Genomic DNA, 17,197 nt, shown 5'->3' with positions numbered 1-17,197 from the left:
ACTTGGCAATCCACATCCCAAAAACCCCATTTTCAGGCCATTTGAGGCATTTTACGGCTTGCATTTGCAAAACACACGCATCTACATTTGGGCCACAACTCCCACCCTTACGCTGTGTTTAACTTGCTTTTTACTTCTGGTCCGGTTCGGCCGGCTGGCACTCGCTCGCTCCGTTTGCGCTGGCAGGCAGGCCTCGGCTCGCTGCTGTTCGCAGGCACGGTGCTGGCCGCTTGCCAGCGCGCTGCAGCCCCCGTGGCAACGGTAGCCACACCCCCGGCTTCGCCCATCACGCCAGCGGCGGCCAGCAGCAGCGAATTGCCCGCCGCCAGCTTCAGCCCGCGCGTGCGGCAGCTGTTGGCCCAGATGACGCTGGAAGAGAAAATCGGGCAGATGACCCAATTGGCCAATACGGCCATCAACCCCACCGGGGTACAGAAGGACGTGGCCCTGGACTCGGCCAAGCTGGCGGCACTGGTGCGGGAGTTTCACATCGGTTCGTTCCTGAACGGCGAGGCAGTGCCAGCGGCCCAGTGGGTGCGCTACTCGGCCACGCTGCAGCGCATCAGCATGCGCGAGTCGCGGCTGCACATCCCCATCATCTACGGTATCGACCACATGCACGGGGCCAGCTACGTGAGTGGCACGGCCATCTTTCCGCACAACATCAACCTCGGGTCCACCTTCAACCCCGAACTGGCCCGCCAAACGGCCCGCGCTACCATCCTGGAATCGGCCGACCTGGGCCACCATTGGGTGTTTGCGCCGGTGCTCGACCTGGGGGTGAATGTATACTGGCCCCGCTTCTACGAAACCTACGGCGAAGACCCGCTGGTGGTGGCCACGCTGGGCGCAGCTTTTGTGAAGGAGCTGCAAACAAACCAGGAGATTGCGCCTTATAAAGTAGCGGGCTGCGGCAAGCACTTTCTGGGGTACTCCGACCCGCGCAATGGCTGGGACCGCACCAACGCCCTCATCCCCGACCAGCGGCTGCAGGAGTTCTTCCGGCCTTCGTTTCAGGCCGCAATCGATTCCGGCCTGAAATCCATTATGATTAACTCGGGTGAAATCAACGGCGAGCCTGTGCATGCCTCCAAAGCCATTCTTACTGACCTGCTGCGGCGGCAGATGGGCTTCAAGGGTGTGGCTGTGACCGACTGGGAGGACATCATCCGGCTGGTGCGAATTCAGAAAGTAGCTGCCAACGAGAAGGAAGCCACCTGGATGGCCATCGACGCGGGGGTGGACATGGCCATGACGCCTTATACCACCAACTTTTGCCGCATCGTGAAAGAACTGGTGCAGGAAGGGCGCCTGACTCAGGCCCGCATCGACCTTTCGGCCGGCCGGGTGCTTCAAATGAAGGACGAAATTGGCCTGTTTGAGAACCCCATGCCCCGCGCCGACCGCCTGACCCGCGTGGGCGACCCGGCCCTGCGCGCCCAGGCTGTGAGTGCCGCCCGCGAAGGCGTAGTACTGTTGAAAAACGACCAGAACACCCTGCCCCTGGCCCCCAGCCGCGTGAAGCGCTTGCTGGTGGTGGGCCCCTCGGCCGACTCGCGCGCCAACCTGTGCGGCGGCTGGACGCTGGCCTGGCAGGGCCGCCCCGAAGAAGCCTACCCCAAAGACGTGCCGACCCTGGTAGAAGCCCTGCGCCGCGAGTACCCCCAGGCTACCGTAGAAACCTTGCCCTACCGCGATGCAAAAGGCAAGTCATTGATGAGCAGCATCTCGGCGGCCGCGCGGCGGGCCGATGCCGTGGTGCTGGCCCTGGGCGAACGCCCCTACACCGAAGGCATGGGCAACACCTCGGACCTGACCCTGCCCGACGACCAGCAGGCGCTGGCCCGGGCCGCCCAGGCCAGCGGCAAGCCCACCGTGCTGGTGCTGATTGGTGGCCGGCCGAGCATCATTCGCCAGGTGGCGGAGGCTACGCCGGCCATCATCTGGGCGGGGCTGCCGGGGTATGGCGGCGGCGTGGCGCTGGCCGAAATCATCAGCGGCAAAACCAACCCCAGCGGCAAGCTGCCCTTCACCTACCCGCAGTTTGCCGGGCACACCACCAACTACCACCACGACAACAACGAGAACAGTCTCGACCTGAGCGACTTTGGCGCCGGCTTTGAGCAGCGCGGCCCCAAGTACAAGAGCTCGATGCTGACCGAGTTTGGCGAGGGCCTGAGCTACACCACCTACACTTACTCGGGCCTGGCCCTGAGCGACTCGGTGCTGACCGGCCCCACGGCCCGCCTGCGCGCCACGGTGCGCGTGGCCAACGCCGGGGCCCGCGCCGGCCAGGAGGCCGTGCTCTGGTTTCTGACCGACGAGGTGGGCCGCATTGCGCGGCCGGTGCGCCAGCTGCGCCACTTTGAGAAGCAAGCATTGGCCGCCGGCCAGAGCCGCGAATTCACCTTCGACATCGACCCGCGCCGCGACCTGAGCTACCCCGATGGCCAGGGCCGGCCCCAGCTCGAGGCCGGTTGGTACACCCTGCGCGTGGGCTCGCAAGCCGTGCGCTTCCGCTACGCGGGCGGGCCGCTGGCCCAGGCCGGCACCGCCGCCCCCGGCAGCACCGGGGCGCTCACGCCGGGGCGCTAGGCTTTATCAGCATTCAACTTTTTCTCTGCACTTCACCATTCTGTAACCACCACTCTTTCAGCCCACCATGAAAAGAAACGTGTACTTAACCAACCTTGTGCGCCCCGCAGCTGTGCTGCTGGCGTGCAGCCTGCCCGCGCTGGCGGGGGCAGCGGCCGCACCGGTGGCCGCCCACGCCCTGGCCCGCCCCGCGGCCGATGTGCCCGTGAGCGGGCGCGTAACCGGGCCCGACGGAGCCGGCCTGCCCGGCGTAACCGTGCTGGTGCGCGGCACCACGCTGGGCACCACCACGAACTCCGATGGCGTGTTCAACCTGAATGCGCCCGAGGGCAGCACGCTGGTGTTCAGCTTTGTGGGCTACGCCACCCAGACGGCCACCGTGACGACTGGTGCGCCGGCCTATGCCATTGCCCTGCGCGAAGATGCCAAGCAGCTGAACGAAGTGGTAGTGGTGGGCTACGGCACCCAACAGCGCGGCAGCGTGACGGGGGCCATCTCGTCGGTGAACTCGGCGGAGCTGGTGCGCCAGCCCGTGCCCGATGTGACCCAGGCCATTCAGGGCAAGGTGTCGGGCGTGACGATTACCTCGAACGGCGGCGCGCCGGGCGGAGCGGCGGGCACGTCGGTGCGGGTGCGGGGCATTACCTCGGCCGGCAACAACAACCCGTTGTACGTGGTCGATGGCTTCCCACTGCCCGACGGTGGCGACAACCAACTAAACGCCATCAGCTCGAACGACATCGAAAGCATTGATATTCTGAAGGATGCTTCGGCCACGGCTATTTATGGCGTGCGGGCGGCCAACGGGGTTGTCATCATCACGACCAAGCGTGGCAAGGCCGGCAAAACGAGCATCAACCTGGACGGCTACCGCGGAGTGCAGACCGTGGCGCGCCGGCTGAAATTATTGAACGCGGAAGAATACGCGACCATCAACAACGAGTCGCTGATTGCAGCCGGCAAGCCCATTGCGCTGGACAAGCTGCGCGACCCCAAAGCGCTGGGTGCTGGCACCGACTGGCAGGACTTGCTGTTCCGCCGGGCGGCGATGCAGAACTACTCGCTGTCGGCCACGGGCGGCAGCGACAAGGCACGCTACGCCCTGTCGGGCACCTACTTCCAGCAGGATGGCGTGATTGTGGGCACCAACTTCGAGCGCTTCACGCTGCGCGCCAACGGCGACGTGCAGATTGGCAAGATGCTGAAAGTGGGCAACAGCATTGCCCTGACGCACCTGAGCGACCGCCAGGTAACGAGCAACAGCGGCGAATACGGCGCCGTGCAACAGCTGCTGCGTATTCCGCCTACGGTGCAGGCCTACCGGCCCGATGGCTACTGGTACCAGCCCAACAGCGCTTCCGACAACTTCACCGAGGAAAACCCGCTGGCCACGGCCCTGCGCACCAACCAGAAATTCACCCGCAACCGGGCCATCACCACGTTCTATGCCGAGTTGGAGCCGCTGAAAGGCCTGCGCTTCCGCACCAACGTGGGCGCGGATTTGATTTTCGACAACTTCAATAGCTTCGCGCCCAAGGGCCCCGAGCTGGCCGGCTACACGCAACGCTACATCACGGCGGGCGGCTCGGCAACGTCCAGCTACTCCCCTACTTACCTGATTGAGAACACGGCCACCTACGACCACCTGTTCGGCGACAAGCACCAGGTAACGCTGTTGGTGGGCCAGTCGGCGCAGGAGTTCAACTTCAGCAACGTGGCGGCTTACCGCTCGCTGTACCTGCGCAACGACCTGCAAACCATTAACTCCGGCCCCATCAACACGCTGCTCGCTAACGGCGGCACCGTGGATGAGCCCCGCCGCCTGGCCAGCTACTTTGGCCGCCTCAACTACGAGTACGGCGGGAAGTACATCTTCCAGGCCACGGTGCGCCGCGACGGGTCGTCGCGCTTCCAGGCCGGGTCGAAATTCGGCATCTTCCCGGGAGCTTCGGTGGGCTGGCGCATTTCGGAAGAGGAATTCCTGAAAGGCAACACCACCATCAGCAACCTGAAGCTGCGCGCCGGCTACGGCCGGGTGGGCAACGAGCTGAACGCCGGCCGCTTCGCCTACCTCTATTCCATCAACTTTGGGGTTACCTACCCCTTCGGCCCCGACGGGGCCATCAACCAGGGCGGGGCGCCGACGCGCCTGCGCAACACGGAGCTGCGCTGGGAATACAACGACCAGACCAACATTGGTTTGGACATGGGCTTTCTCGATAACCGCATCGAAGCCAGCCTCGACCTCTACAACCGCAACTCGCCCAACCTGATTGCGCCGGTACCGCCGTCGCTCGTGTCGGGCACCTACGAATCGGTGAACCGCAACGCGGCTTCTGCTTACAACCGGGGCATCGACCTGGGGGTAACCACGCACAACTTCAACGGCGTGGAAGGCGGTTTCAACTGGTCGACTATTTTCAACGTGTCGGCCTACAAAACCCGCCTGGAGTCGCTGGGCGCGGGCATTCCGTACAACGGCTTGGGCTCGCTGAGCGGCACCATTGTGCGCTACGACATCAACCAGGCGTTCGGCTCGTTCTACGGCTTTGTGGCCGACGGCCTGATTCAGACCAAAGAAGAGCTGTCGGCCCTGAACGCCGGCGCGAAGTCGGGCCCGGCCAAGGCCGACTACTACCAGTTTGCGGGCACGGCCCCCGGCGACATCAAGTTCCGCGACCTGAACGGCGACGGCGTCATCACCGATGCCGACCGTAAGTTCATTGGCAATCCGAACCCGAACTTCTCGTTTGGCATCACCAACACGTTCAACTACAAAGGGTTTGACTTGAGCATCTTCGTGCAGGGCGTGCAGGGCAACGACGTGTACAACCTCAACCGCTACATCACGGAAAGCGCGCTGTACAGCACCACCAACGGCACCACCCGCATCCTGACGCGCTGGACGGGCCCGGGCACCAGCAACGACGTGCCCCGCGCCATCAACGGCGACCCCAACAACAACCTGCGGGTATCGACGCACTACATCGAGGACGGTTCCTACGTGCGCCTCAAGAACCTCACGTTTGGCTACACGCTGCCGCGCAGCATCATGAACCGCGTGTCGGCCAGCCAGATTCGCGTGTATTTCACGGCCCAGAACCTGCTGACGCTGACCAAGTACACCGGCTACGACCCCGAAGTAAGCGCCAGTGGCGTCGACCTCGGCATCTACCCGCAAACGCGCGTGCTGATGGGCGGCCTGAACATCGGGTTCTAATTCCTTCACCTTCCCACCTCTCCAATCATGACTATTTCAAAAATCACCTGCGCCGCCTTTCTGCTCTCGTTGGGGCTGCTGGCCGGCTGCGGCGAGAAGTTTCTGGCCGAGGCGCCCGTAGACCAGATTACGGATGCCAACTTTTACCAGACCCAGCAAGACGCCATTCAGGCCACCAACGCGGCCTATAGCGAGCTGACCAAGGAAGGCCAGTACAACCTGGCCATGTGGGCCTTCGACATCATGGCCGACAACTCGGTGTCGGGCGGCGACGACGGCAACGACGCCATCGAGTACAAGCAGCTGGAAGCATTCAGCATCCCGAGCACCAACACCGTGGTGAACCGCCTGTGGGGCGGCTCGTTCATTGGCGTGCAGCGGGCCAACCTCGTGCTGCAGAAAGTGCCGGGCATTTCGATGGACGAAACCATTAAGAAACGCTGCCTGGGCGAGGCGCAGTTTCTGCGGGCCAAGTTCTATTTCGACCTCGTGCGGGCCTACGGCGACGTGCCCCTGTTCACGGCCCCGCCCTCCACACCGGCCGAGGTGAACATTCCGCGCACCCCGGTGGCGCAGGTGTACGGCCAGATTGAGCGCGACCTGCTGGCGGCCATCGGCAACCTGCCGGACTCCTACTCCGGAGCCGATTTGGGCCGCGCCACCAAGTGGGCCGCCACCGGCCTGCTCGCCAAGGTGTACATCACCGAGGGCAAGAAGGCGGAAGCCGCCGTGCAGGCCCGGGCCGTGATTTCGGGCTCGGGCAAAACAATGTGGGCCAACTACGCCGACAACTTCAAGGTGACCAACGAGAACAACAACGCCAAGGAGTCGCTGTTTGAGGTGCAGTATGTGAACGGCCGCAACGAATACGAGCGCAACAGCGTGGGTTCGGCCATGAACGAGTTTTTTGGGCCGCGCGGCGCCAACCAGACGCCCGGCAGCGGCTACGGCTTCAACGTGCCGGAGCCCGACTTCGTGGCTGGCTACGAAGCCGGCGACACGCGCAAAGCCGCCACCATCTTTGTGCCCGGCGACGTGTTTCCGGATGGCAAAGTGCAGACGGCCCGGGCCACAGGCTCGCCGTTTGGCTACAACGTGCGCAAGTGGTTTGTGGGCAAGGTGAACACCAACATCTGGGATTCGCCGCTGAACGTGCCCGTGCTGCGCCTGGCCGAGATGCACCTGATTCTGGCCGAAGCCGTGGGGCCGACTGCCGAAGGGCTCGAAGCCATCAACAAAGTGCGCCGCCGCGCCTTCGGGCTGCCCCTGGATGTGGCCTCGGCCAAAGACCTGACGGCTGCGACGCCCGACTTCACGGGGGCCGTGCTGAAGGAGCGTAAGTACGAGCTGGCCTTCGAGTTCGACCGCTGGTTCGACCTGAAGCGCTACAACGGCACCCAATACGGCCTGATTCCGGTGATGACGGCCCAGGCCAACTACCTGAAAACGCTGGGCATTACGCGCGGCATTCCGACCGAGAAAAACCTGGTGCTCCCGCTGCCGCAATCGGAGCTGGACGCCAACCCCGGCCTGAAGCAGAACCCCGGCTACTAGCCGGGCCCAGTGCCGCCCGGGCTGCCAGCTGGCCCGGGCAGTGCTGCAGGCTTCTCATTTTCAACTTCCCACCGCATTCCCTTCTCATGAAAAATATCATCCGCGCGGCAGCCTTTGCGCTTTTGTCGGCCCCGCTGCTGCTGGCCTCCTGCAAAAAAGCGGGCGAAGATGCCAAGCTTGAAGGCCCCATTCCCACGGTCGGCTTCACCTACACCATCAACACCAGCCAGTATCCGGTGGTGGTCACGTTCAAGAACACCACCCAGAACGGCTTCCTGGCCCAGTGGGACTTTGGCGACGGGTCGACCACTTCGGGCACCGGCGATGTGACCCACACCTACCAGCGCGGCGGCACCTACAAGGTGCAGCTGACCGCGGCCGGCGCCGGCGGCTCGGCCGTGAGCACCCAGAACGTGGCGGTGCCTTCGCCCTGCACCAACGCCGGCTTCTCGGCCCTCACGGCCTGCAGCGGCAGCGGCGCCACGTCCTGGACCATCTCGAACCAGCCCGACGCCATCGTGCGTCTGGCCGCCAACGGCACCACGGTGCTGAGCTCGACCAACGGCAGCACCCTGAACGCCTGCCAGCTCGACGACGAATTCAGCTTCGCCAGCAACTACGTGTATAGCTACGACGCGGGCGGTGCCAACGGCCAGACCTACTCGAACGGCACCTGCGGCACGGCCCGCACGCCCAATTCCAGCTTCATCTACAAGCCCAACGCGGGCCTGGGCCAGATTGTGCTGCTCACCAACAAGTCGTTTATCGGCGTGACGGACTCGGTGGTGAACAAGACGTACGACATCGTTGAGGCATCGACGGCCAAGCTGCGCCTGCGCGGCACCAACCCCGACGGCACCTTCACGGTCATCACCTACATGCCGCAGCTCTCGGCCGTCGACAAGGTGAAGCAGCTGCTCACCGGCGGCTCGTCGCGCACCTGGAAGCTGGACAACAGCGTAGCCGCCACCATTGTGGTGGGCCCCAGCGATGCCGACCCCACGGGCTACTACGCCGGCGGCGCGGCGGGCAGCCTGCCCGCCTGCCAGGCCGACGACGAGTTCACCTTCACGTCGGGCAACGTGTTCCAGTACAATGCCATGGCCGAAACCTTTGTGGCCGGCGGCGGCGGTTGCCAGGCCCCGCGCACCAACAACACCAACTTCACCTTCAGCGCGGCCACGGGCGCGGGCAAGGCGCAGTTCGAGCTGGCCCCGGCCACGCCCATGCCGGTTATCGGCGTCACCGACGCCCCCGACCGCACTTACCGCATCCTGGAAATCGACAACCAGCACATGCTGCTGCGCGCCGGCAGCTCCACGGCCTCGCTGGTGTTCACTATGAAGTTCGTTGTTAAATAATTGAATTGCTTTTTATTGCTATTGCCCGAACCAAACGGGCACGCATCGTCTTCCAGCTAGTATGAAAAATCCCTTTGCTTCCGCATTTCCCCTGCGCCGCTACGCCCGGGCCAGCTTCGCGCTGGCCCTGGGTTTGGGCCTGGCCGCCTGCACCGAAAACAAAACGCCGCCTGCGCCCACGCCGGTGCCCACCGCCACGGAAACCAACGCCGAGGCGCGCGACTACACCCAGTACACCGAGCTGGTGTGGAGCGATGAATTTGCGGGCAGCGCCGTCGACCCCTCTAAGTGGGGCTACGACACCGGCGGCGGCGGCTGGGGCAACAACGAGCTGGAATACTACACCACCTCGCCCGACAATTCCTACGTCAGCAACGGCAACCTCGTGATTGTGGCCAAGCGCCAGAGCCAGGGCGGCCGCGACTACACCTCGGCCCGAATGCTCACCAAGAACAAGCAGACCTTCAAGTACGGCCGCGTAGATGTGAGCGCCAAGCTGCCGCAGGGCCAGGGCATCTGGCCGGCCATCTGGATGCTGGGGGCCGACATCGACCAGAACAACTGGCCCAAATGCGGCGAAATCGACATGATGGAGCTGCGCGGCCAGGAGCCCAACAAGTTCCTGACCACCATGCACTTCCCTAAAACCGACGGCAGCCACGGCTATAAGGGCGGCCCCGACCAGGTGCTGCCCAGCGGCAACTTCTCCGATGCTTTCCACACCTTCAGCGTGGTGCGCAGCAAGGACCAGATGCGGTTTTTCCTCGACGGCAAGCTCTATTACACCTTCACGCCCAGCGACGTGAACGGTGGCGGCTATCCTTTCAACAACCCGTTTTTCCTGATTCTGAACATTGCCGTGGGCGGCGACTTCCTGGGCAACCCCAATGCCTCGACGCCTTTCCCGCAGCAGATGCAGGTCGACTACGTGCGCTACTACCAGTACAAGTAACGAGCAGTCAGAAGTGAGCCGTAAGAATGTGCTCGCCGAACACCCGATTCGGTGATTCTCACCGCTCACATCTCGCTGCTAAACAATTTGCCTGTTATTCCGGCAGGAAGCTTGGTGGGAACAAAACAACCTGCCGGATAGGGTGGTGGCTGCGTCTGGCACGGTGAGGCCAGACGCGGCTGCCCCCGATGGGTAGTGCGCTGCCACCCGGCGGCCCGCCCAATTTCGTCCTTTTGCGTTTCCTATGATTTCAACCTTACTCCCGGGCCTGCTGTTGCTGGGCCATTTTTTCGGCTCCGCCGCTCCGGCCACCCCGCCGGCGGCCCCGCGCTACACGTTCACGAAGCTGGCCTGGAGCGACGAGTTCAACTACGCCGGCCTGCCCGACTCGGCCAAGTGGACCTACGATGTGGGCGGCTCGGGCTGGGGCAACAAGGAGGAGCAGTACTACACCAAAAAGCGCCGCGAAAATGCCCGCGTCGAGGGCGGCAACCTCATCATCGAAGCCCACAAGGAGGCGTTGGTGGCCGGCAACCCCTACACGTCGGCGCGGCTGGTGTCGCGCGGCAAGGGCGGCAGCCAGTTGTATGGACGGTTTGAGGTACGGGCCAAAATTCCGGGCGGACGCGGCACCTGGCCCGCCATCTGGATGCTGCCCGACAAGAACCCGTATGGCAACAAGGGCTGGCCCGACAACGGCGAAATCGACATCATGGAGCACGTGGGTTACGACCCCAACGTGATTCACGCCACCACGCATTGCAAGGCGTACTATTTCCGCATCAACACCCAGAAAACCGGCATCACCAAACTGCCCGATGCCACCACGGCCTTCCACGTGTATTCGGTGGAATGGACGCCGGAAACCATCACGGCCCAGATTGATGGCCAGATTTACTTCGCCCACCGCAACGAGAACACCGGCTGGGAAACCTGGCCCTGGGACCAGCCCTTTCACCTGCTGCTCAACATTGCCGTGGGCGGCGAGTGGGGCGGCCAGAAGGGCATCGACGAAGCCGCTTTCCCCCAGCAGATGCTGGTGGACTACGTGCGGTTCTACCACATGAGCAAATCCTGATGCTGGTTGCTGGCCATTGGTTTTTGGGCTTCTGAAAAAGCTCTTACTGAAAACCGATAGCCAACCGCCAACAACCAATAGCTACAACCCATTTCCTCACCCTCAATTCCCACTTTCCCATGCGCAACTTTACGAAACTGATTCTCACGGCGGCCCTGGTCGCCAGCGGCGCGGCGGCCTCGGCCCAGACGCTGTACGACAACTTCGAGGCCACGCGGCTGGTGAGCTACCCCACCGTGCTGGGCACCTTCACCCAGAACACCCCCAACCCGGGCACGAATGCGGTGAACAGCAGCAGCACCTGCGCCCTCTACACCCGCGACGGCGCCCAGCAGTACGCCGTGATTGTGGTGAAGCCCAACAACGCTAAAATGGCCGATGTGTCGGCCTACGCGGCGGGCACCAAGAAAATTTCGGTAAAATTCCGCAGCCCCGCCGCTGGCGTGGTGGTGCAGGCCGTGCTGCAGAACAGCACCAAGTCGAACACCAACCAGTACCCCAACGGCAAGTACGCCGGCGACTTCAACGCCACCACCAGCGTGGTCAACGGCTGGGAAACCCTCACGTTCACCTTCACCGCCGCCAGCACGGGCAACTTCGACCCCACCGTGACGGCCGCCGACGTGGACCAGCTGGTGCTACTGGTAGCGCCCGGCACCAACAACGCCGCGACCTATTACCTCGACGACCTGATGGGCCCGGAGCTGCTCTCGACCACGCCGCCCCCGAGCAATATGGCCGTGCGCCAGCTCTACGACAACTACGAGGGCACCCGCGCCCTGAAGTACGTGGCCTACAAAACGTCGGGCGGCCTGAAGCTGGACACGCTGAACAACTCGGTGAGCGCCGGCAACACCAGCGCCCGCGTGGCCCGCTACACCCGCTCGACCAACCAGTACGACTCGTTTGTGATGCAGCCGCGCGGCGCGGCCCTGGCCGACGTGACGAACTTTCGCAACAACACCGTGCACATGACGCTGAAGGTGTTCAGCCCCGCGCCGGGCATCGCTTTCCAGATTACGCTGCAGGATTCGACCGTGGCGGGAGCCACCAACTACCCCGCCGGCCGCAACTCGGAGTACACCGCTACCACCACCGCCACCAACGCCTGGGAAACCCTCAGCTTCAACTACGTGAACACGCCCAGCGCCACGCCCAACACCGGCCTGAACGAGATTGTGCTGCTGGTGGCCCCCAACACGCTGGCCAAGCGCAAAATCTACCTCGACGACTTCTACGGCCCCAGCCTGGTGGGCTACGTGCCCACGGCCACGCGCACCGTGAGCACCGATTTCGCGGCTTTCGCGCCGGCCTACCCCAACCCCACTTCGGGCCTCACGCAGCTGCCCTTCAGCCTGAAGCAGCCCGCCACCGTGAGCCTGGCCGTGTACGACAACCTGGGCCGCCGCGTAGCCGAGCTGTTGCACAACGAGCCGCGCCCCGCCGGCCCCCACACCGCCGAGCTGAACGCCGCTAAGCTGGCCCCCGGCCTCTACACCTGCCGCCTGACCGTGGACGGTGTGGCCCTGAGCCGCCCGCTGAGCGTGGAATAAGCTCTTTCCTTCCGCATTTTCGGAGCAAACCCCCGCCGATATTCGGCGGGGGTTTTATTTTTTTTGTGGAGGTAAACTGCCCTGCGGAATACAGTGCGGCAAGACAATTCTGTTCACTCGCCAACGGCCGTTTGCCCCCTAGCTTTGCGCCCTCCAATTTCCCTCACCCTTTGAACCTCCCGACTATGCGCCAGAACCTTGTTGCCGGCAACTGGAAAATGAACCTGACCTATCCCGAGGGCCAGGCTTTGGTAACCGAACTTGTCACCCTGGCCGGCCCGGCCGTGGCCGCGCCCGGCGCGCCCGTGGTGGTGCTGTGCGTGCCCTTCCCCTACCTGGCGGGCATCAAGCAGCACCTGCCCGAGAGCGGCTTCCACCTGGGTGCGCAGAACTGCCACCAGAAGGAAAGCGGCGCCTTCACCGGAGAAGTGTCGGCGCGCATGCTGGCCTCGGTGGGCTGCGAATACGTGATTCTGGGCCACTCCGAGCGGCGCCAGTACTTCCACGAAACCGACGACCTGCTGGCCCAGAAGCTGAAAGCCGCCCTGGCCGCCGGCCTCAAGCCCATCTTCTGCGTGGGCGAGTCGCTCGAAACCCGTGAGGCTGACGAAACCTTCGACTACATCGGCAAGCAGCTGGCCGACGGCCTGTTCCACCTCAGCAACGAGGAGTTTGCGCAGGTGGTCGTGGCCTACGAGCCCATCTGGGCCATTGGCACGGGCCGCACCGCCACCAGCGCCCAGGCGCAGGAAGTGCACGCCTTCATCCGCGAGCGCATTGCCCGCGCCTACGACGCCGAAGCCGCCCTGAACACCACCATCCTCTACGGCGGCTCGGCCAACGCGCAAAATGCCAAAGAACTGTTCAGCCAGCCCGACGTGGACGGCGGCCTCATCGGCGGCGCCTCGCTGAAAGCGGCCGACTTCACCACCATCATCGAGTCGTTTTAAAAAGTGTTGAATTTTAAGGGTTGAGGGTTGAGTTAAAACGTAACGCGGCGCGGCATTTGCCACTCAACATTCAACATTCAAAACTCAACACTTCAGTCATGCTCTCTTTCCTCCTGAGTTTCCTGCTGGCCTTCGCGCCGGCCAAAGCCCCGGCGGCCGGCCCGCTCGAGCCGTGCAAAATCTTCGGCTCGGTGTACCTCGAAACCGACCCGGCGCGGCGCGGCTACTGCTTCGGCACGGTGTACGTGGAGCCGGAGGAAGCCTTCGCCGATGTGCTGGTGTTCAAGGAGCAGAACAAGCTGTTTGCCGACAAGCCCGGCCTGTGGGCCGATGCCCCCGCCCGCGACTTTGCCGACTATGTGTTGCTGGTAGTGACCGACCGCAGCCGGGCCGATTTCAGCATCCACTACACCACGGTGCGCTCGTTTGCCGGCTGCAAGCAGTAGGGTTACTTATAGGTAGGGTGCGGGGCTGGCCCCCGCCCGGCGTTGAACGAATCTATAACGAGTCGTTCAACGCCGGGCGGGGGCCAGCCCCGCACCCTACCTGCGTAATGCTCCCGCTGTTTCAACGATTGAGTTGCCATTGCACGCGAGATGCTTCGGCTGCGCTCAGCATGACGTTCTTTTTTATCTATCTCCTTTTGAATACGCCTTCCTTTCCATGGAATTAACTTTACAAAACCTCACCAAAACCTTCGGGCCGAAAACCGTGCTGCGCGACCTGAGCCTAACGGCCGGCTCCGGCATGTGCGTGGGCGTGCTAGGCCGCAACGGCGCGGGCAAAAGCACGTTCTTCAATCTGCTCACCAACGTGCTGCTGCCCAACCAGGGCCAGATAGTCATCGACGGTGAAGCAATGGGCGAAACCTTTCCCGTGGCAGTGAAGCGCCGCATGGGCGCGCTCGTGAACCAGGGCTACCTCGTGGAGGAGCTCACGGCCGAAGAATACCTGCAATTCGTGGCCCGCATCTACGAGCTGCCCGATGCGCAGGCCCGCATCGCCAGCCTGCTGGCCCATTTGCTGGAAGACTACGACACCGTGCGCGGCAAGCGCCTGAGCACGTTCTCGACCGGCATGAAGCAGCGCGTGGCCATTGCCTCGTGCCTGCTGCACCGCCCCGAGCTGCTGATTCTGGACGAGCCCTTCAACGGCCTCGACGTGTTTGCCGCCGACCGCGTGCTGAGCCTGCTGCGCAGCTACCAGCCGCAGGCCCTCACCTTCATCTCGTCGCACAACCTGGGCCACATCGAGCAGCTGGCCACGCACTTGCTCATTATTGATGAGAGCGAAGTGAAATTCTGGGGCACGATGGACGAATTTGCCCACGGCGAGCGCGCCGACCTCGGCGATGCCCTGCTGCAGCTGCTGCACCCTGCCACCAACCAAGCCCAGGACCTGACATGGCTGACTTCGCAACGCTAGCGCCCGCCAGCGGCACCGGCAGCCGCCTCGGCCACTTCCTGCCCTACCTACTACGGCGCCGCCTGCGCGCCGTGCTCTGGCCTGCCGATGGCGGCGAGCGCACCATGGCCCTGCTCCTGCTGGCCCTGATGATGGCCTACGGCGCGGGCTTGGGCACCCTGCTCAGCCACGCCGACGCGCTGGAGGAGTCGGCCGATTTCCTGCCCACCCTGCTGGTGGGGCTAAATGCGGCCTGGCTGGCCTCAGCCCTGCTGGTTGACTTCCTGCCCGCGCTGCGGCCGGTGGCGCGGGTGGTGCCCGAACATTTTCCCATCTCGGCCCGCTGGAATGTGGCGGCGGCTTTCCTGCTCGATTTGATAACGCTGCGTCGCATTTTGGTGGTGGCCACGCTGGTGGTGGCCGCCCTGGTAGCGCCCGGCCACGCGCTGGTGCCGGGCTTCAGCCTGCTGCTGGTGCTGGGGGCCACGGTGTTCAGCTTCAACCTGCGGCTGCTGGTGGCGCTGCGCCGCTGGCGGCACCCGCTCATGCTGGCCCACCTGGCCAGCCTGGGCCTGATGCTGTGGTGGCTGGCGCACCCCGAGGCCTCCTACAACACGCCGCTGGGCGTGGGCATGGCGGTGCTGCCCTGGCTGCTGGGGGCCGTACAGCTCTACTGGCTGGGGCCGTACTTCAGCGCCCGCTACCTGCCCGATGCGGCGGTTTCGGCGGCAGCTCCCGCGGCTTCGGGCTCGCTGCTGGCGCGGCTCTCTCCCGAGCAGCGCGCCTACTTCACCAAAGTATGGAGCCTGCTGCTGATGGGGCTGGTGCTGAAGCTGGTGCTACTGGGCATCAACCTCGTGGGGCTGGATGCCAACAGCAACAAGCTGAAAAGCCAGTCGTTTTTCTACCTAGCACTGGTGCCACTGGCGGGCTTCACCTACGCCAACAACAACCTGTTTGGCTTCGTGCGCACGCTGGCGGCCAACGAAATTCAGCGCCTGGGCCTGACCAAACGGGTGCTGCTGCTGTACCTGCGCTTGGTGCTGCCGGTGGTGCTTATCGACTGCCTGCTCACGGCGGCGCTGCTGCTGGCCTTGTTTCCGCGGGCGTTCTGGCCCTACCTGGGGCTGCTGCCGCTGGGGGCGGCCGCCCTCACCAGCCTGGGGCTGTGGGGCAGCCTCTACCAGGCCAAGCACGTGGTGAAGGTGGTGCAGTTTGGCAACAACCGCAACGCCAGCACCCTCATGAGCTTTGCCACCATTGGCACGGCGGCGGCGCTGTACTTTATGCCGTGGTGGTGGGCACGCATTGCGCTGGCGCTGCTCATCGCCGCTTCGGCCATTATCCCCGTGCGGGCGGTGCTGCGCAACGACGGCAACCTGCGCCGCCGGCTGTGGCGCGGCATCGGGGCCTGATTTTTTGGGCGACCTTTGTGTGAGTTAAGAGTTAGGAGTTAAAAGTGAAGAGTTGAAGACGCCCGCAAGCGCTGCTTAGCTCCATCATTGCAACTCTTAACTCCTAACTTTTAACTCTTAACTCTCCGAAATGGATTTTATTGAACTGACCGTCGAGGCCCCGCGCGAGCTGGCCGACATTCTGGTGGCCGAACTGGCCGAAGTAGGCTTCGACACCTTTGAGGACACCGATGAGGGCTTCCAGGCCTACACCACCGAAGACGTGTTCAACCCCGACGCGGTGGCCGAAATCATGAGCCGCTACGAGGGCCAGGGCGAGCTCAGCCACTCGCACCGCGTTATCACCCGCCAGAACTGGAACGCCGAGTGGGAGAAAAACTTCCAGCCGCTCATCATTGCCGACCGCGTGTCGGTGCGTGCGCCCTTCCACCCCGAGCCGGCCGGCGTCGACTACGACATTGTGATTATGCCGCGCATGTCGTTTGGCACGGGCCACCACGAAACCACGGCCCTGATGATTGAAAACCAGCTCGACGTGTCTCACAAAGGGCTGCGCGTGCTGGACATGGGCACCGGCACCGGCATTCTGGCCATCATGGCCGAAATGCTGGGCGCCCGCCAGGTGCTGGCCGTGGATACCGAGCCCTGGACCGTGGAAAACGCCCGCGACAACGCCGCCGAAAACCACTGCCACGGCATCGAGTGCCGCCTGGGCGGCGTGGAGACGCTGGCAAACGAGGAGCCTTTCGACCTGATTCTGGCCAACATCAACCGCAATGTGCTGCTGGAGGACATGCACGAGTATGCGCGCCTGCTGCCCAGCGGCCGGCCCATCCTGTTCAGCGGCTTCTACGAGGAAGACCTCCCGAAAATTCAGGCCGAAGCCAGCAAGCACGGCCTGCGCTACCAGCGCCACCGCACGCTGCGCAGCTGGGTGTCGGCGGTGTTTGAGAAGGAGTAGGTTTGGAATCTAGGTGTTCGAGCACCTGTCATCCTGAGCGCAGCGAAGGACCTTATCACGTTTGAGCGGTTGGTGCTAGCGTGGTAAGGTCCTTCGCTGCGCTCAGGATGACAGACGGCGCGGGAGAGATGCTTCGACAAGCTCAGCATGACGT

12 protein-coding genes are annotated in these 17,197 nt (G+C 63.8%); all 12 read left to right on the top strand.

The annotated features are described in order from the left end of the window. The first annotated feature begins 114 nt into the window (after window positions 1-114). Complete coding sequence (locus MON38_RS21955) at window positions 115-2,595, top strand: beta-glucosidase family protein (RefSeq protein ID WP_241938304.1); 2,481 nt, start codon at window positions 115-117, stop codon at window positions 2,593-2,595. Window positions 2,596-2,662: 67 nt separating this feature from the next. Beyond that, complete coding sequence (locus tag MON38_RS21950) at window positions 2,663-5,815, top strand: SusC/RagA family TonB-linked outer membrane protein (RefSeq protein ID WP_241938303.1); 3,153 nt, start codon at window positions 2,663-2,665, stop codon at window positions 5,813-5,815. A 27-nt stretch (window positions 5,816-5,842) separates the two neighbouring features. Next, window positions 5,843-7,369 carry a RagB/SusD family nutrient uptake outer membrane protein gene (locus MON38_RS21945; RefSeq protein ID WP_241938302.1) on the top strand — a complete coding sequence of 509 codons (1,527 nt, stop codon included), beginning with the start codon at window positions 5,843-5,845 and terminating at the stop codon, window positions 7,367-7,369. A gap of 86 nt (window positions 7,370-7,455) precedes the next feature. Next, window positions 7,456-8,730 (top strand): PKD domain-containing protein, encoded by a 1,275-nt coding sequence (locus MON38_RS21940; protein WP_241938301.1) that lies wholly within the window; start codon window positions 7,456-7,458, stop codon window positions 8,728-8,730. A gap of 61 nt (window positions 8,731-8,791) precedes the next feature. Then, window positions 8,792-9,682: a glycoside hydrolase family 16 protein gene (locus tag MON38_RS21935; protein WP_241938300.1), complete on the top strand. Its 891-nt coding sequence runs from the start codon at window positions 8,792-8,794 to the stop codon at window positions 9,680-9,682. Between the two features lie 244 nt (window positions 9,683-9,926). Further along, complete coding sequence (locus MON38_RS21930; RefSeq protein ID WP_241938299.1) at window positions 9,927-10,760, top strand: glycoside hydrolase family 16 protein; 834 nt, start codon at window positions 9,927-9,929, stop codon at window positions 10,758-10,760. A gap of 119 nt (window positions 10,761-10,879) precedes the next feature. Beyond that, the gene (locus tag MON38_RS21925; protein WP_241938298.1) at window positions 10,880-12,313 is read left to right on the top strand and encodes a T9SS type A sorting domain-containing protein; all 1,434 of its coding nucleotides are present in this window, start codon (window positions 10,880-10,882) and stop codon (window positions 12,311-12,313) included. 185 nt (window positions 12,314-12,498) lie between these two features. Beyond that, entirely contained in the window at window positions 12,499-13,263 is a 765-nt protein-coding gene (gene tpiA / locus MON38_RS21920; RefSeq protein ID WP_241938345.1) for a triose-phosphate isomerase, read from the top strand. 98 nt (window positions 13,264-13,361) lie between these two features. After that, a complete protein-coding gene (locus MON38_RS21915) occupies window positions 13,362-13,709 on the top strand; it encodes a 7(1) septoil knot domain-containing protein (protein WP_241938297.1) in 348 nt (115 codons plus the stop codon). Between the two features lie 217 nt (window positions 13,710-13,926). Further along, window positions 13,927-14,688, top strand: a complete 762-nt coding sequence (locus tag MON38_RS21910; RefSeq protein WP_241938296.1) for an ABC transporter ATP-binding protein — start codon at window positions 13,927-13,929, stop codon at window positions 14,686-14,688. Continuing rightward, window positions 14,667-16,082 carry a hypothetical protein gene (locus MON38_RS21905; RefSeq protein WP_241938295.1) on the top strand — a complete coding sequence of 472 codons (1,416 nt, stop codon included), beginning with the start codon at window positions 14,667-14,669 and terminating at the stop codon, window positions 16,080-16,082. Before MON38_RS21910 ends, MON38_RS21905 begins: the two co-directional genes overlap by 22 nt. A 130-nt stretch (window positions 16,083-16,212) precedes the next feature. Beyond that, the gene (gene prmA / locus MON38_RS21900) at window positions 16,213-17,043 is read left to right on the top strand and encodes a 50S ribosomal protein L11 methyltransferase (protein WP_241938294.1); all 831 of its coding nucleotides are present in this window, start codon (window positions 16,213-16,215) and stop codon (window positions 17,041-17,043) included. Window positions 17,044-17,197: the final 154 nt, after the last annotated feature.

Origin of the sequence: Hymenobacter cyanobacteriorum, from assembly GCF_022631375.1 — a bacterium.
GTDB classification, from domain to species: Bacteria; Bacteroidota; Bacteroidia; order Cytophagales; family Hymenobacteraceae; genus Hymenobacter; species Hymenobacter cyanobacteriorum.
The sequence above is the reverse complement of the archived record's forward strand: the minus strand, read 5'-3'. Positions and strand labels throughout refer to the sequence as shown.